10 protein-coding genes are annotated in these 16,017 nt (G+C 73.8%); 7 read left to right on the top strand and 3 right to left on the bottom strand.

The genetic code is table 11. The features are described 5' to 3' along the window. The first annotated feature begins 71 nt into the window (after window positions 1-71). The 6 genes from ACZ6KO_RS05345 to ACZ6KO_RS05320 all read left to right on the top strand — a co-directional run bounded on the left by ACZ6KO_RS05345 (window position 72) and on the right by ACZ6KO_RS05320 (window position 6,935). On the top strand, window positions 72-845 hold the full coding sequence (locus ACZ6KO_RS05345) for an ABC transporter ATP-binding protein (protein ID WP_469300225.1): 774 nt from the start codon (window positions 72-74) through the stop codon (window positions 843-845). A 105-nt stretch (window positions 846-950) separates the two neighbouring features. Further along, a complete protein-coding gene (locus tag ACZ6KO_RS05340) occupies window positions 951-2,069 on the top strand; it encodes an amidinotransferase (RefSeq protein ID WP_469300221.1) in 1,119 nt (372 codons plus the stop codon). A 104-nt stretch (window positions 2,070-2,173) separates the two neighbouring features. Further along, a complete protein-coding gene (locus tag ACZ6KO_RS05335) occupies window positions 2,174-3,850 on the top strand; it encodes an NAD(P)/FAD-dependent oxidoreductase (protein WP_469300219.1) in 1,677 nt (558 codons plus the stop codon). Beyond that, window positions 3,847-5,352, top strand: coding sequence for an ATP-binding protein (locus ACZ6KO_RS05330; protein WP_469300217.1), 1,506 nt, complete (start codon window positions 3,847-3,849; stop codon window positions 5,350-5,352). Before ACZ6KO_RS05335 ends, ACZ6KO_RS05330 begins: the two co-directional genes overlap by 4 nt. A 26-nt stretch (window positions 5,353-5,378) precedes the next feature. Further along, complete coding sequence (locus ACZ6KO_RS05325) at window positions 5,379-5,732, top strand: UBP-type zinc finger domain-containing protein (protein WP_469301558.1); 354 nt, start codon at window positions 5,379-5,381, stop codon at window positions 5,730-5,732. 108 nt (window positions 5,733-5,840) lie between these two features. Then, window positions 5,841-6,935: a polyprenyl synthetase family protein gene (locus ACZ6KO_RS05320; RefSeq protein WP_469300212.1), complete on the top strand. Its 1,095-nt coding sequence runs from the start codon at window positions 5,841-5,843 to the stop codon at window positions 6,933-6,935. A gap of 56 nt (window positions 6,936-6,991) precedes the next feature. Here ACZ6KO_RS05320 and ACZ6KO_RS05315 read toward each other — a convergent pair whose 3' ends face one another. Then, on the bottom strand, window positions 6,992-7,204 hold the full coding sequence (locus tag ACZ6KO_RS05315; RefSeq protein ID WP_401443335.1) for a hypothetical protein: 213 nt from the start codon (window positions 7,202-7,204) through the stop codon (window positions 6,992-6,994). A gap of 165 nt (window positions 7,205-7,369) precedes the next feature. Here ACZ6KO_RS05315 and ACZ6KO_RS05310 point away from each other — a divergent pair, with 165 nt between their 5' ends. After that, window positions 7,370-8,821 (top strand): amidase, encoded by a 1,452-nt coding sequence (locus tag ACZ6KO_RS05310; protein ID WP_469300208.1) that lies wholly within the window; start codon window positions 7,370-7,372, stop codon window positions 8,819-8,821. Window positions 8,822-8,861: 40 nt separating this feature from the next. Here the strand turns inward: ACZ6KO_RS05310 and ACZ6KO_RS05305 are convergent, their stop codons facing one another. Then, the gene (locus tag ACZ6KO_RS05305; protein ID WP_469300206.1) at window positions 8,862-9,662 is read right to left on the bottom strand and encodes a VOC family protein; all 801 of its coding nucleotides are present in this window, start codon (window positions 9,660-9,662) and stop codon (window positions 8,862-8,864) included. Window positions 9,663-9,806: 144 nt separating this feature from the next. Then, window positions 9,807-15,854, bottom strand: a complete 6,048-nt coding sequence (locus ACZ6KO_RS05300; protein WP_469300202.1) for a coiled-coil domain-containing protein — start codon at window positions 15,852-15,854, stop codon at window positions 9,807-9,809. Window positions 15,855-16,017: the final 163 nt, after the last annotated feature.

Below are 16,017 nucleotides of genomic sequence, written 5' to 3'. Positions count from 1 at the left end.
GCGATCAGAAGGCTGCACCGGCAGGCCGTAGTGGCAGCGGGTGCGACGGACAGGCAACGGGGGTACGGGCGATGAGGGACGACAGGGGACCGGTGGCGGTCCCGGCGCCGCGGGAGGCCGACGGCCTCGCCGCGCCGGACGGCGGCACGCCGATCGTGGTCGTGGACGACGTCCACCACAGCTTCGGCAGCGGACCGCAGGCCGTCCACGCCCTGCGCGGCGTGTCCTTCGAGGTCCGCCGCGGCGAACTGACCGCCCTCAGGGGCCGGTCGGGCTCCGGCAAGACCACGCTGCTCAACCTCGTCGGCGGCCTCGACACCCCGGCCTCCGGCCGGATCACGCTCGACGGCACCGACCTCGCCACGCTCGACGAGCCGGGTCTGCTCGCCCTGCGCCGCGACCGCATCGGCTTCGTCTTCCAGTCCTTCGGCCTGATCCCCGTCCTCACCGCCGCCGAGAACGTCGGCGTACCGATGCGGCTGCGCCGCGTCCCGGCCGCGGAACGCGAGGAGCGCGCCCGGACCCTGCTCGCCCTGGTCGGGCTCGCGGACCACGCCGAGCAGCGCCCGGGCGAACTCTCCGGCGGCCAGCAGCAGCGCGTCGCGGTGGCCCGTGCCCTGGCCAACGACCCCGATCTCATCATCGCGGACGAGCCCACGGGGCAGCTCGACTCGGAGACCGGCCGGTCGATCATGGAGCTGCTGCGCGCGGTGGTGCGCAGCGAGGGCGTCACCATCCTCGTCGCCACCCACGACCCCCATCTGATCGAGCTCGCCGACCGGGTCGTGGAGCTGCGCGACGGTCACGTCGTCGAGCCCGGGAGCGTTCCCCGCGCGGGTTCGTGAGCCGCTGGATAGGGTGAGAGACCGACGCCCGCGAGCGGAGGCGGTACGACCGCGCGCGGAGGCGGAACGACCGCGAAGGCGGACGGCGAGCGAAGGCGGTCGACGATGACGGCAGCGCAGCGGCCCGGTACCCCCGCGACGCCCCTCGTCCCGCCGGTCGGTTCCCACACCGAGTGGGACCCGCTGGAGGAGATCATCGTGGGGCGCCTCGACGGCGCCACGATCCCCTCCCGGCATCCGGTCGTGGCCTGCAACATTCCGGCCTGGGCGGCGCGCCTGCAAGGGCTCGCCGCCGGCCGCCGGTACCCGCGCGCCCTGGTCGAGACGGCGCAGGCCGAACTCGACCGGTTCATCGCCCTGCTCCAGTCCCTGGGCATCACGGTCACGCGGCCGGACCCGGTCGACCACAGCAGGCGCTTCGCCACCCCCGACTGGTCCTCCCGCGGCTTCGGCACCACCTGCCCGCGCGACAGCCTGCTGGTGGTCGGTGACGAGATCATCGAGACCCCGATGGCGTGGCCGTGCCGGTACTTCGAGACGCACGCCTACCGGGGCATCCTCAAGGACTACTTCCGGCGCGGTGCCCGCTGGACCGCGGCGCCGAGGCCGCAGCTGACCGAGCCTTTGTTCGAGGCTGACTTCCGCGTCCCCCGGGACGGCCAGCCCGTACGCAGCATCCTCACGGAGTTCGAGCCGGTCTTCGACGCCGCCGATTTCGTACGGGCGGGGCGCGACCTGTTCGTGACCCGGAGCAACGTCACCAACCGCATGGGCATCGACTGGCTGCGCCGCCATCTGGGACCGGGCTACCGCATCCACGAGGTGGAGAGCCGCTGCCGGACGCCCATGCACATCGACACGACGTTCATGCCGCTCGCGCCCGGCAGGGTGCTGGTCAACCCCGAGTACGTCGACGTCGACCACCTGCCCGAGGCGCTCCGCTCGTGGGAGGTCCTGATCGCCCCCGAGCCCGACCCGGTCGTCGAGCCCCTGCTCAAGCTCACGTCGATGTGCGGCAAATGGCTCAGCATGAACGTCCTCGTGGTCGACGAACGCCGGGTGATCGCGGAGCGCCACCAGACGGGCATGCTCCGGGCCCTCGAGGCGTGGGGCTTCGAGCCGATCCCGTGCGACCTCCAGCACTACGCGCCCTTCGGGGGCTCGTTCCACTGCGCGACCCTCGACGTCCGCCGCCGGGGCACCCTGGAGTCGTACTGTCCCTGACCGGCGCTCCGGGCGCGGCCCGGGGCGATCGCACATACGATGGGCGGGAACCGGCGCGGGAGGCCCGCCGCGGCGCCCGCCCTGAGCACTCGGTGCGGAGACGTATGGCACAGGCCGCCGACCCGGCGCGGACCGTCATCCTGACCGTGGACGACGACCCGGGAGTCTCCCGCGCGATCGCCCGTGACCTGCGGCGCCACTACGGCGCCGGCTACCGGATCGTGCGGGCCGAGTCCGGGGAGTCGGCGCTGGAGGCGCTGCACGAGCTGAAACTGCGGGGCGACCTGGTGGCCGTGATCCTCGCCGACTACCGGATGCCGCAGATGAACGGCATCGAGTTCCTCGAACAGGCGCTCGGGGTGTACCCGGGCGCCCGGCGCGTGCTCCTGACGGCGTACGCCGACACCAACGCGGCCATCGACGCGATCAACATCGTCGACCTCGACCACTACCTGCTCAAGCCCTGGGACCCGCCGGAGGAGAAGCTCTACCCCGTCCTGGACGATCTGCTGACGGCCTGGCGCTCCAGCGACTACCGGCCCGTGCCCGCCACCAAGGTGATCGGGCACCGCTGGTCGGCGCCCTCCTCGCGGGTACGGGAGTTCCTGGCCCGCAACCAGGTGCCCTACCGCTGGTACTCCTCCGACGAACCCGAGGGGCGGCGGCTGCTGGAGGCGGCCGGGGCCGACGGGCACCGGCTGCCCGTGGTCATCACCCCGGAGGGCACGGCGCTGATCGAGCCGGAGCCGCCCGACCTGGCCGCCCACGTCGGACTCGCGACGACGCCGGCCGCCGACTTCTACGACCTCGTCGTGATCGGCGGCGGCCCGGCCGGCCTGGGCGCGGCCGTCTACGGGGCCTCCGAGGGCCTGCGGACCGTGCTGGTCGAGCGGTCGGCGACCGGCGGACAGGCGGGGCAGAGCTCGCGCATCGAGAACTACCTGGGCTTCCCCGACGGGGTCTCGGGCGCACAGCTCACGGACCGCGCCCGCCGCCAGGCCGGCCGGTTCGGCGCCGAGATCCTCACGGCGCGCGAGGTCACCGGGCTGGAGGTGGGCGGCCCGGCGCGCGTGGTCCGCTTCTCCGACGGCTCGGCGGTCGCGGCGCACAGCGTCATCCTCGCGACGGGGGTCTCGTACCGGCAGCTCCCGGCGCCGGGCTGCGACGAGCTGACCGGGCGCGGGGTGTACTACGGCTCCTCGCTCACCGAGGCGTCCTCCTGCGCGGGCGACGACGTGTACGTGGTGGGCGGCGCCAATTCCGCCGGGCAGGCGGCCGTGTACCTGGCGCGGGGTGCGAAGTCGGTGACGCTGCTGGTCCGCGGGGAGTCTCTGGCGGCGTCGATGTCGTACTACCTGGTGCAGCAGATCGACCAGACGCCGAACATCACGGTGCGGACCCGGACGGTCGTCGCGGCCGCCCGGGGCGAGGGGCACCTGGAAGGGCTGACCCTGCGGGACATGGACAGCGGCGCGACCGAACGCGTCGACACCCAGTGGATGTTCGTGTTCATCGGCGCGGCCCCGCTGACCGACTGGCTGGCCGGCACGGTGCTGCGCGACGAGCACGGCTTCATCCTGGCCGGGCCGGACCTCACCCCGGACGGGCGGCCGCCGGCCGACTGGGAACTGGACCGGCCGCCCTACCACCTGGAGACCAGCGTGCCCGGCGTGTTCGTGGCCGGCGACGCGCGCGCCCAGTCCGCGAAGCGCGTCGCGTCGGCCGTCGGCGAAGGGGCCATGGCCGTGATGCTCGTCCACCGGTACCTGGAGCAGTCATGAACGGGCAGGCCGCGCCGTGCAGTCCGCAGGAGATCGGCTCGCTGTTCCTGTTCGAGAAGCTCTCCCCGGAACAGCTCGGGCGGCTGTGCGCCGAGGGGCGGGTGGAACGGTTCGAGGCCGGCCCGGTGTACGCCGAGGGCGATCCGGCCACCTGCTTCTACGTGATGATCGAGGGCACCGTCGTCCTCTCCCGGCGGGTCGGCGGCGACGACGTCGAGGTGAGCCGCACCTCGCAGCGCGGGGTGTACGCGGGCGCCATGCAGGCGTACCTGGGCGACCAGGTGCCGCAGACGTACGTCAACTCGATGCGGGTGACCGAGCCGACGCGGTTCTTCGTGCTGCCCGCCCAGTCGTTCTCGGACCTCATGCGGGACTGGTTCCCGATGGCCGCGCACCTGCTGGAGGGGCTCTTCTTCGGGTCGCGGAACACCCAGCGGGCCATCGGGCAGCGCGAACGGCTGCTGGCGCTGGGCTCGTTGTCCGCCGGTCTCACCCACGAGCTCAACAACCCGGCCGCGGCGGCCGTACGGGCCACCGCGACGCTGCGGGAACGGGTGGGCCGGATGCGGCACAAGCTCGCGATCATCGCCCGGGGGCCGTACTCCCGGGAGGCGCTCGCCGACCTCATCGAGATCCAGGAGCGGACGGCCGAACGCGTCGCTAAGGCGCCGGTGCTGAGCCCGCTGGAGGCCTCCGACCGGGAGGACGAGATCGCCGACTGGCTCGACGGGCACGGCATCGCGGAGGGCTGGCGGATCGCGCCCACCTTCGTGCAGGCCGGGCTGGACACGGACTGGCTGGAGCAGGTCGCGGCGACCGTGGACCCGGACATCCTGCCGGGGGCCGTCGGCTGGCTCAACTACACGGTCGAGACCGAGCTGTTGATGGACGAGATCGACGACTCCACCACCCGGATCTCCCACCTCGTGGACGCGGCCAAGCAGTACGCGCAGCTCGACCGCGCCCCGCACCGGGTCGTCGACGTCCACGAACTCCTCGACAGCACCCTGCTGATGCTGTCCGGCAAGATCGGCCCGCGGGTGCGGGTGGTCAAGGACTACGACCGCTCCCTGCCGCCGGTGCCGGCCTACCCGGCGGAGCTCAACCAGGTGTGGACCAACCTGATCGACAACGCCGTGTTCGCCATCGGGAGCACCGGCGGCGACGGCACGCTGACGGTGCGTACGGCGCGGGAGGGCGACCGGCTGCTGGTGGAGTTCCGGGACACCGGCCCCGGTATCCCGGCGGACATCCGCAGCCGCGTCTTCGACCCCTTCTTCACCACCAAGCCGGTCGGCGAGGGCACCGGCCTCGGCCTCGACATCTCCTGGCGGATCGTGGTCAACAAGCACCACGGCAGCCTCCAGGCCGAGTCGGTCCCGGGCGACACCCGCTTCCAGGTGCTGCTGCCGCTGACGGCCCCCGACCCTGGAACCGATCCCGATCCCGATCCCGGGCCCGGACCCGCGACCGACCCCCCAACCGCCGAGGAGCCGGCATGACCGACGACACCGACGACACCAAGGACATCACGGACATCAAGGGAATCGACCCGGGCGTCCCGCCCGCCGGCACCGGCTGCGCCGAGTGCGACGCGGTGGGCGGCTGGTGGTTCCACCTGCGGCGCTGCGCCCAGTGCGGTCACATCGGCTGCTGCGACTCCTCACCGGCCCAGCACGCCACCGCCCACTGGCGGTCCACCGGCCACCCCCTGGTGCAGACCTTCGAACCGGGCGAGGAGTGGTACTGGAACTACGACACCGACACCCTGTACGAATCCGGCCCCGCGCTGACCCCGCCGGACGCCCACCCGGCGAGCCAGCCGGCCCCCGGCCCGGCCGACCGGGTCCCGCAGGACTGGCCGGAGCGGCTGCACCGGTAGGCCGGCGCCCCCGGACGGCGTCCCGGACGGCGGTGCGTCCGAGCGGAGGTGCGGTCGGAGCGGAGGTGCGGTCGGAGCGGCGCGGAAGGGTCGCCGATACTGATCTTCATGCACCCCCACGTCACCCCCGCCACCCTCGAACGCGTCGCCGGGCACCGGGCCCGCTTCGACCTCCGGTTCGGGCAGTACTTCGACACCCTCGCCGGACGTTTCGACGTCCCGGTGCCGAGCCGGTACGTTCCGCGGTGCGTGGAGCTCCTGCGCGAGTTCTCGATGCGCGGCGGCAAGCGGCTGCGGGTGGTGCTGCTGTACGAGGCGGCCCGGCTGGTCACCACGGACGAGGTGGCGGGGCTCTCGGAGGCCGCCTTGAGCATCGAACTGCTCCAGACCCACGGGCTCGTCCACGACGACATCATCGACGACGCGCCCCTGCGCCGCGGCGGCCCCTCGACGTACTACGCCTACCGCGCCGAGTTCCCCGGCAGCGGCCCCACGGCCCTCGGGCTCGCGGTGCTCGCCGGGGACCTCGCCGCGTTCCTGTCCACCCAGGTCCTGCTGGAGGCCGAGGCCCCCGCCGAACTGCGCCAGGCCCTGCTCGGCGTCCACACCCGCACCGCCGCGGAGACCGTGGCCGGGCAGATCGCCGACCTGGAGCGGGACTCCCACGCGCTGCCCGACGAGGAATTCCTGCACACCGTCACCGACTTCAAGAGCGCGCGGTACTCCGTCCTCGCGCCGCTGACGATGGGCCTGCTGGCCGCGGGCGAGGACCCGCGGCCGCACCGCGCCCGCCTCCACCGGTACGCCAGGCTGGTGGGCATCGGCGAGCAGATGCGCGACGACTACCTGGACCTCTTCGGCCCGTACGGCGACGACCCGGCGGCCGAGGGCAAGTCGACGGGGGCCGACCTCCGCGCCGGCCGCCGCACGTACGCCGTCCGCGCGCTCCTGGCCGCGACGACCGGGGCCGACGCGGCTGCCGTCGAAGCCGCGCTCGGCGACCCCGGCTGCACGGACGCGACCCTCGGCCGGATCCGGGAGATCGCCCGCGCCGCGGGCGTGGACCGGGCCCTCAGGGCGGAGGTCCGCCGGCACGCGGAGGCGGCCGCCGCCGAGGCCGCGTCCTGGGAGCCGTTCTGGCGCGCGGAGGCCGTGGACTTCTTCCGGGGCCTGCCGATGTGGAACGTGGAACGGATGCCCTGAGGCCCGGAACCCGGCCTCCCCGGGCGGACGGCGGCGCACGCGTCCGCCGCGGGGTGTCAGGCCTCGCGGTCCATGACGCGGCGGGCCGCCTCGGCCTCCGCGGCCGGCGGGGACAGTTCGTCGAGCGTGTCGAGCTCGTCGTCCGACTCCAGCTCGCGTTCCCAGGCGGCGGCGAGCCGTTCCCGCTCCTCGGGAGGCCCGTTCTCGACGGCCTCCCGGTGGTGCGGGTCCAGCGCCGCGAGGAATCGTCCGACCGCGTCCGTCGGCATGGGCCGTACTCCTTCTCGCCGGGCGGGAGGGGCGGCGGCCACCGTGCCGCCGCGCCGTCCCAGCATCGCGAACCGGCCCCACCCCGGCCGCCCCGACACGGCGCGCCGTCACCCGGATAGCCTTGCCCCCAGTTACCGGCAGGTAGGCGTGAAGGGGTGGGGTCCATGAGCAAGGACGACGCACGGCGCGGGGAACAGGACCGGGACGACGAGGAGTTGATGTTCCAAGGGGTCGCCCGGCAGGCCGAGCTGGTGCGCGGCGGTACGTACACCTCCCGCGCCCTCGTCGAGGCCGCGCTGCGCCGGACCGCCCGGATCGACCCGGCCCTCGGGGCCTTCCGCGTCGTCCTCGCCGAGCAGGCCCTCGCCGAGGCCGATGTCCGTGACGCGCAAGCGCCGCGCGGCCCCCTCCACGGCGTGCCCGTCGCCGTCAAGGACGAACTGGACGTGGCCGGTCAGGTCACCACGTTCGGCGGCTCCGCCAACCGCAATCCCGTCACCGCCGATTCCGAGGCGGTACGCCGCCTGCGCGCCGCCGGGGCCGTCGTCATCGGCAAGACGGCGATGCCCGAGTTCGGCCAGTGGCCCTTCACCGAGTCCGCCGCCCACGGGCACACCCGCAACCCGTGGGACACCACCCGGACCCCCGGCGGGTCCAGCGGCGGCAGCGCCGCCGCGGTCGCGGCCGGGCTCGTCGGGGCGGCGCTCGGCGGCGACGGCGGCGGGTCCATCCGCATCCCGGCCGCCTGCTGCGGGCTGTTCGGCCTCAAGCCCCAGCGCGGGCGGGTCTCCACGGCCCCGCAGTCCCACCTCTGGCACGCCCTGGGCACCCTGGGGCCGCTGACCCGCACCGTGCGGGACTCCGCGCTGCTCTACGACGTCCTCGCCGGGACCACCGCCACCGACCGCTGGAGCGCCCGGCCCGCGGCCGCCACCGGCTGGCTGGAGGCGCTGGAGACCCCGCCGGGCCGGCTGCGCATCGGCTACAGCGCCACACCCGCCGTGCCCGGGATCCGTCCGCATCCGGAACACGTCGGGGCCCTCCTGGAGACCGTACGGGCGCTGCGCGCTCTGGGCCATGACGTACGGGAGGTCGACCCCCGCTACCCGGACGCGACGCTCGCCTTCGCCGCCCAGTTCTGCGGTGGCGTACGGGCGGAGGCGGACGCCGTCGAACGCCCGGACCTGCTGGAGCGGCGCACCCGGAGCACCCTCGCGCTCGCCCGGCTGGTGCCCGACTCAGCCGTGGAGCGCGGCATCCGGGCGGGCGAGCGGCTGGCGGCGCGCGCCGACCGGATGTTCACCACCATGGACCTGCTGCTGACCCCGGTCGTGGCGGCCCGCCCGCGCCCGGTCGGCGCGCTGGACGGAGCCGGGCTGCTGACGGCGCTGGCGCGGTCGCGCCCGATGGTCGCCTACACCGCCCTGTGGAACGTCACCGGCCACCCGGCGGCCTCGGTCCCCGCGGGCCACGGCACGGACGGGCTGCCGCTGGCCGTGCAGCTGGTGGGCCGCCGCGACGACGAGGTGACCCTGCTGCGGGTGTCGGCGCAGCTGGAGACGGCCCGCCCGTGGGCGGACCGGCGCCCCCAGCTGCCGCCGTACGGGGGCGGATGACCGGCCGGCGGGGCCACGGCCGGTCCGGGGGCGGACCCCTTCAGTCCTGCGACGGGGTCAGGAGGACGAAGTCCGCGTTCGACGGGTCCAGGCAGACCGCCATCCGGCCGACGCCCTCCGCGTCCACGGGGCCCATCTGCACGGTCCCGCCGTTCGCGGTGACCTGGGCGACCGCGGCGTCGCAGTCGGCGACGGCGAAGACGGGGTGCCAGTACGGCCGTCCCTGCGCCGCGGCGAGGTCCTGCGCGGACAGCTCCATGAGGCCGCCGTGCATGCGGTCCTCGGGGAGACCGGCCGGGGTGATGAGGGTGTAGGTGCCCCCGCCGCCGCCCGGCATCTCCATGTCGTTGAACTGCCAGCCGAACAGGCCGCCGTAGAACTCCCGGGCGGCCGCGGCGTCGGTCGTGTACAGCTCGGTCCAGCAGAGCGAGCCCGGCTCGTCCACCAGCTCCACGCCCGTGTCCGTACCCGGCTGCCAGACGGCGAACTGTCCGCCCAGCGGATCGCTGTACTGGGCCATCCGGCCCCACTCGCCGAGGTCGCGCGGCGGCACCCGCACGGTGCCGCCCGCGTCGCGGACGGCCTGCGTCGTGGCGTCCGCGTCGGCGACGCGGTAGTAGATCATCCAGGCGGAGCGGGCGCCCTCCTCGGTGAGCTTGCCGAGTCCGGCGACGCTCTTGCCGTCCTTCCGGAACATCCCGCCCTCCATGTCCTCGCCCTCCCCCATGGACTCGTAGTCCCACCCGAGCACGGCACCGTAGAAGGCGGCGGCGGCCGGGACGTCCGGCGCGCCCAGGTCGAGCCAGCAGGGAGAACCGGGGACGAAATCGGTGGTGATCACGGCAGTGTCCTTTCGCGGGCCAGGTACGTCCTCAGCCTGGCACGGGCCACTGACACCCGCCCCCGGACGCGCGGAGGGCAAGCTGCTCCGGCGTCCGGGGACCGGACGTGACCTGACGGCACGGTCACGCACCGTCGGCCGTCGTCACGTCCGCAGTGCCACGCAGTCGCGCAGGAGCGGCTCCAGCCGCAGCTGGGCTTCCTCACGGTCGAAGACCTGGAGGGCGTCGAGACAGGCGACGATCCAGCGGGCCTCGTCCTCGTCCTCGATCTGGCATGCCACGGCGGTCACCGCACTCTCCAGGTCGAACCAGCCGTCCTTGAACTCCTCGTCCAGACACCGGTATCCGGTCGCGAGCAGCGGGTCCGCGTACACACCGGTCGCCTCGACGAAGGCACACGCCTGCGCCCGGTCCACGCGCAACCCGGCCAGGCGCCGCAGCACCTCCTCCGGGTCGCCGAGCTCACGGTGCAGCTGGTGCGCCCGCCCGACCAGGGAGGGCCAGCCGCTGGTCATCTCATGGAGCCGGTCCAGGCGGTCCTCGGTGTGGAACATCTCGACACGCTGCGCCCAGCCGCGCAGGCTGCGGCGATCGTGCCGGCGCAGCACCACGGGGGCGGCCGACGTACGCTCGGTGCCCGTCAGCAGGCTGCGCCACAGGTCCAGCTGGGTGGTGTCGGTGACGAGGACGACCGCGCGGGTCACGCCCGGGGTGGCGGGCAGCAGGGACTCCGCCAGGTCGACGGCCTCCCGGCAGGTTTCGGCGCGCGCCGGGTAGCGGGCGAAGTCGCTGATGACGACGCGCCGTTCACGCGGGACCCCGCCCGTGAGTTCCTGCTTGTAGACGCTGGACCTGCCCACGGGCGGGAGCTTCCAGTCGGCGATGCGTCCGGCGACCGTGCGCAGGGTGTCACCGACGTCGGTGACACCGGTGGCCGCGGTGCCCAGGACCACCCTCGTCTGGTTGGACCGCTCGCCCAGCAGGTCGTCCAGCTGGGTGATGGTCAGCGGTGCCGGCCGGTTGTCGGGCAGCTCCGGACGCCCCTCCTGCACGATGCTCTCCTGCAGCCGGCAGTCCTCGTCGGCCCGCAGCAGGCGGGCCTCCACCTCGTGCGAGGTGCCGATCATGCGCAGTGCGTTGGGGCCCCGCAGGTGCCAGCCCTGCCCGTCGTGGTTGGGCGCGAGGATGCCGAGTCCCACCATCTCCGACAGATAGGCGCGGAAACCCTCCGTGTCGAGCCGCTCGAAACCCTTGCGCCAGAACGTCTCGCACTCCTCGCGCAGTTCGGCGTCGCTGAGCCGCACCTCCAGGCCGTGGTGGCGGGCGTGGTGGGCCAGCACGTTGGCGATGACGTCGTAGCGGTGATCGAGGCTCAGGGTGTCCTTGAAGGCCGCCGAGATGCCGTCCCGGAGTCCGGTGTCGGACTCCACACCTTCGATGTCGGCGGCCTCCACCGCGTACGGCGGCCCCTCGGCCCCGCGACGGGCACGCTTGCGGTGCATCAGCTCGACCAGCCGGTGGCCGAACATCTGGAGCAGGAAGGGCTGGTAGGAGCAGTAGCCGAGCACCCTGTTGACGAGGTCCACGTCCTGGAACTCGAAGCCGAGCGCCCGCATCGGCTCGACCAGCAGTTCGGCGGCGGACTGCGGAGCGAGCGGGCCGATCACCTTGGGCGTCTGGGCGAGGTGACCGAACGGTCCGTTGCTCGCGAGCTTGGAGAACCGCTGCACGGAGTGCAGTCCGGCGAAGACGACCTTGGCCCGGTCCTTGGTGTCGGAACCGAGGCCCTTGAGCTTCTTGGTCTGGTCGAACCGGGGGGCGTCCGCCTCGAAGAACTGGTCGCACTCGTCGAGCAGGATCAGCACGCGCCGGCGCGAGTCCCCGTCGAGCCAGGCCCGGATGCCGGCCCGCACCCGCTCGGCGACCTGCTGCTTCGACCTGCGGGCCGGGGTACCGCCCAGCACCTGGGCCGCCCTCAGTTCCCGTTCGAGCACGCTCCACAGCGCCTCAGGCCCCAGCGAGCTTCCCTTGCCGATGTTCTCCTGGTCGAGGTTGACGTACACCATCTGGTGGTAGCCGGGGCGCTGCCCCTCGAACCTCTCGCCCGCGTCGCTGAGGAGGGCGGACTTGCCCAGGCCGCGGCCACCGAAGATGACCTGGGTACCGCGCGGGTCGAGAATGCTGACGCGTTCCGCGTCCCGGCCGTAGAACATCTCGCTGCCGATCCGGCCGCGCTTCTCCCGGATGTACGGGTTGACTCCGGAGAACGGCAGCAGGGTCTGCGTGGCCGTGCTGACCTGGCGGTTGCCCTGGGCGGCGAGGTAGGCGAGGGCCGCGTCGTCCACGACCAGCAGCGGCTGCAACGCGGCCGAGCCGACGGCGAGTTCCACCCGGGCTTCGCGGCCCAGGGTGCCGAAGTAGGCGACCAGGAGGCTCGCACCGCTGGTGTCGCGGGCCGCCAGGCTCATGACGACCTTCGCGGGCGGGCGGCCCCAGACCATCAGGACGCGCAGACTGCCGCCGCCCTGCTCCCTGATCTGGGAACCGAACGCGGGTGCCTTCGCCCTGCCGTTGATGTCCACGTCGGTCACCTCGAACAGGCGGTACTCGCGCCGGTGGTGCGACTGCTGGTCCAGTGGCCTGGCGCTCTTGGCGTCGTAGCCGAGGAGCTTGAGGGCCGGGAGCAGCTGACGCCGGGCGGACACCTCGAGCCGCTCCCTCGCCTCCGTCGCGCCCAGCTCCCGCCAGGCGTCGAGGGCGTCGGAGGCCAGGGCCGCCTCGTCGGTGGAGAGCGTGCCGTAGTCGAGGACGGGTACGCCCGGGTGCTTGCCGCCGCCCCGGACGAGGTCGACCAGGTCGCGGTCGATGCCCTTGGGCAGTCCGTCGGGTACGGCCGGGAAGAACTCGGTCAGGTGTGACTCACCCCCCTCGATCTCCGGAACGGGCTCGTCGATCTCCAGGAAGTAGACGAGGTCGGCCGCGGTGGGCAGACCGCCCGTCTCCAGGTGCCGCAGGACCTGGGCGCGCTGGTCGGCGGTGGGCTCCAGCGCGTCCAGCCGGGCCCGGATCCGGTCGGCCGCCTGCTGCCGGAAGGCCGGCAGGTCACTGCGTACGGTCTCCAGGGCCCGCCGTACGTCCATCAGATCGTGCGTGTCGGAGCCGTCGAGCTGGTCACGGGCGTCGGCCAGCAGCTCCTGCAGACGCAGGTCCTGGTCGTCGGCCACGGCGCCGTCGGCCTGCGCGCGGTGCAGCTCGGCGACGAGCTCGTCGTGCTCCGTGCGCAGCGCGGTACGCCTGGCGCTCTCCCTCTCCTCGACCTCCCTGAGCGAGGGCAGGGCGGGCCCTCCCGCCTCCGCCGCGGGCAGCGTTCCGCTCGCCGCCAGCCGGGCGATGGTACGGGCCGCGGTGAACGCGTCCCGGTCGAGCCGCTCGGCGAGCGCTTCCTGCCAGCTGCGGTCGACCGCCACGAGGAGCCGCTCCAGCGACGGCCGCTCGTCACGGGTGTCGCACACCTTCAGCAGCTCCGCGTCGAGCACGGCCTCGGGCGCGAGCACGCCGCCGGGACGCGTGGTTCCGGTGTCACCGGCCAGCAGGGCGAAGAGTTCCTCCATCGAGGCACGGGCGGCCCAGGCCGTCGCGGCGGCGACAGCGCCCGAGCGCCGCGCCAGCTCGGCCAGCTCGGCGAGTACCGCTTCCTTGCCGTCCAGCAACGACTGGCGCAGGGCGGAGATCTCCTTGACCGCCCGGTTGCCGTCGGAGCGGTCCCTGCGGCGTATGCCGTCGACCACGAGACACCACTCCTTGGCGAGACCGGCGGCGCGCTCGATGAGATGCACCAGGTCCTGACGTCCCGAGCCCTGGAGCGGTTTGCCGCTGGGCGACCGGTACTTGCGGTCCATGCGGTCGATCTCGTTGTTGACCTCGGCCAGCTTCGACAGCCGGTCGGCCTGCTCCCGCACCTGCTGCATCGCGTCGCGGTCGTCCCGGACCACGGTCATGAGCAGGGTTCCGAGCAACCCCTCGTCCTGTGCCAGCCACCGCTTGGCGATCTCCGTCGCCCGCGCGAAGCGCAGCCTCTGCGGTGCGAGCAGGGCCCGGCACTGCTCGCGCAGCTCCCGCAGCCGGGCCTCGGCCTCGGACGCGTCGGCGATGACGACGAGCGGAGAGGCGATCATCAGGGTGCCGGTGAGCGCGCGGTCCGCGACCGCGGTCGTCACCTCTCCGAGCCGGTCGGGCAGGCGGGGTACCAGGGCCTTGAGCTGAGCGCCTGCCATGTGGTCGCCGGTGATCAGCGCCGTACGCAGCAGGGCGGGCAGCAGGACCAGTTCGCTGCCCTCGGCGTCACGGCCCTCGTAGCCGCCGTACCGCTGGATCAGGTCCGCGGTCAGCCGGGCTCCCTGGCTGTCACCCGAGGTGAGCAGAGCGGCGGCACCGGCCAGCCGGAGCGCCGCCACCTGCGGAGCGGGGAAGGACGCGGCACGGGCCACATGTTGGGCGAGCCCGAAGCGCCGCTCCACGACCAGCTGGACCAGGGCCCGTTCGGCCGTGTCCTGGTCCTGGTCCTGATCCCGGTCCTCGTTCTGGTCCTCGTTCTGGTCCTCGGCGTCGTGCGCGGCCTCGTCCGCGGTCCCGTCCCGGCTGTCCTCGGTCGCGTGCGCGAGGGGGGCCGCCGACGGCATGTCCGGGGCGGGGGCGGCGGGGGCGGCGGGGGTCGGAGCCGGGACGTCGTCGGTCCCGGCGGAGCGGGGACCGGGAGCGGCGGCCACCGGTTCGGCGGCGGGGTGGCCGGGGGCCGCGCCCGTCCCGGACGCATGCGCGGGCTCGCCGGCCCTCGTACCACCGGCGGACCCGGTGGTGACCGGCGGTTCGCGGTCGGTGCCGGCGGGCTGGGCGGCCACGGGTTCGCCGTGGTCGTCCTCCGGCCGCGTCAGCGTCAGTTCGGAGGCCATGATCACTGCCACCGCGCAGCCGGGCAGCACCCGCACGACCTGCTCCTGCAGGGTGAGGATCTCGGTCGCGGCGTCCGCCTGCCGGGCCAGCCGGATGATCCGCGCCAGGGCCGCGAGCGCGGCGCTCTCGTCCCAGTGCCCCGCCTCCCACAGCGGAGTCTCCAGCAACCGGCGCGCGGCTCCTCGTACGGCCTCGGCGGCGGCCGCGGCGGCGCTGTCCGGCCGGCACGCGACGTTCAGCAGCTCCCGTACGGTCTCCCGGGCCCGGAGGTCACGTTCCCGTGCCGTCCGGTGGCTGCGGGCGGCGCGGGCCATGTCCTCCAGGCGCTCGGGAACCCCCTCGATACCCGATGCGCGGAACACCTCGGCGGCATGGGCGAAGTCGGCGCCCAGGGCGGTGAGCGGGGCCAGGTCGGCGTCCTGCGGGGGCCGCCCGTCGGTGATCGCGTCCGTCACCCTGTCCACGGCCCGCCGGGCGTGGCCGATGGCCGTCTCCAGCTGCCGGCACGCCGCGTCCGGATCCGGCTCCTCCGCGGGGCGAGCCGCCGCGGATGCCGCTTCGAGCGGTGGGCCGGAGGACGGGGCGGGCTCGCGCCCGGGCCCGCCGTCGGTCGTGGGCCGTTCCGCCTCGGCCGGTGTCCCCTCCGCCGTACCGGGCGTGAAGTCGGGGTGGGCCGCCACGAGGGACCGGGCCGCGTCACCGACAGCGCCGTACCCTGCCTGGTCCTGCGCGTCGGCCCGGTCGGCGAACCAGTCCTGGTCCGCCGCCCAGGCCAGGATGTGGGCGTCGGCGACGGAGGCATTGCACCACGCGAACACCGTGGCGTGGACCAGCGTGGCACCCCACCGGGCCACGGGGTCGGGCACCGGCTCGTCGTCCCGGCGGAAGACGAAGGCGTCCACCTGCTTCATCACGGTGAACGTGAGCTCCCTGACCCTGCAGGTGCAGGTGTGCTGCCGGGCATCGCGCCGCAATCGGGCCAGGACGTCCCTGCACAGGGCACTGCCCGCCCGGCGCGGGGCTGCCATGCGGATCCCCAGGCTGCTGAGCAACTCCTGGCGTTCCCTGTGCGGCAGGGAGTTGAAGGCCAGTTCCACCATGCCGACCGTGAGGTCGTTCAGGGCGGCGAGGACCGGGGGCTGCAAGGCGTTGAGGGCGTCGGCGAGCCCTTCGAGGGCATCGGCCGACGTGCCGGCCGGGGACGACGGTGGCCCCGTCACGGCGCGATAGCGGTCTTGCATGTACGCGTACTCCGTATTCGTTGCTGGTCGGTGGAACGAAGGAACGAGAAGAAGCAGAGGAGGAGGAAGGGAGGAAGGGAGGGAGGGACGGGGGCGGGACGGCACCGGGGCGGGGAGGCGTGCGGGCTCAGCAGCCCTGGCGCACGCCCGCCCGTCCGGCAGG

It is taken from the genome of Streptomyces sp. NPDC042102, assembly GCF_055582305.1.
The sequence above is the reverse complement of the archived record's forward strand: the minus strand, read 5'-3'. Positions and strand labels throughout refer to the sequence as shown.

What these genes read in the sequence shown, in the direction of transcription:
- ACZ6KO_RS05345 (WP_469300225.1), top strand. Translation starts at nt 72, where the DNA reads ATGAGGGACGACAGGGGACCGGTGGCGGTCCCGGCGCCGCGGGAGGCC.
- ACZ6KO_RS05340 (WP_469300221.1), top strand. Translation starts at nt 951, where the DNA reads ATGACGGCAGCGCAGCGGCCCGGTACCCCCGCGACGCCCCTCGTCCCG.
- ACZ6KO_RS05335 (WP_469300219.1), top strand. Translation starts at nt 2,174, where the DNA reads ATGGCACAGGCCGCCGACCCGGCGCGGACCGTCATCCTGACCGTGGAC.
- ACZ6KO_RS05330 (WP_469300217.1), top strand. Translation starts at nt 3,847, where the DNA reads ATGAACGGGCAGGCCGCGCCGTGCAGTCCGCAGGAGATCGGCTCGCTG.
- ACZ6KO_RS05320 (WP_469300212.1), top strand. Translation starts at nt 5,841, where the DNA reads ATGCACCCCCACGTCACCCCCGCCACCCTCGAACGCGTCGCCGGGCAC.
- ACZ6KO_RS05315 (WP_401443335.1), bottom strand. Translation starts at nt 7,204, where the DNA reads ATGCCGACGGACGCGGTCGGACGATTCCTCGCGGCGCTGGACCCGCAC.
- ACZ6KO_RS05310 (WP_469300208.1), top strand. Translation starts at nt 7,370, where the DNA reads ATGAGCAAGGACGACGCACGGCGCGGGGAACAGGACCGGGACGACGAG.
- ACZ6KO_RS05300 (WP_469300202.1), bottom strand. Translation starts at nt 15,854, where the DNA reads ATGCAAGACCGCTATCGCGCCGTGACGGGGCCACCGTCGTCCCCGGCC.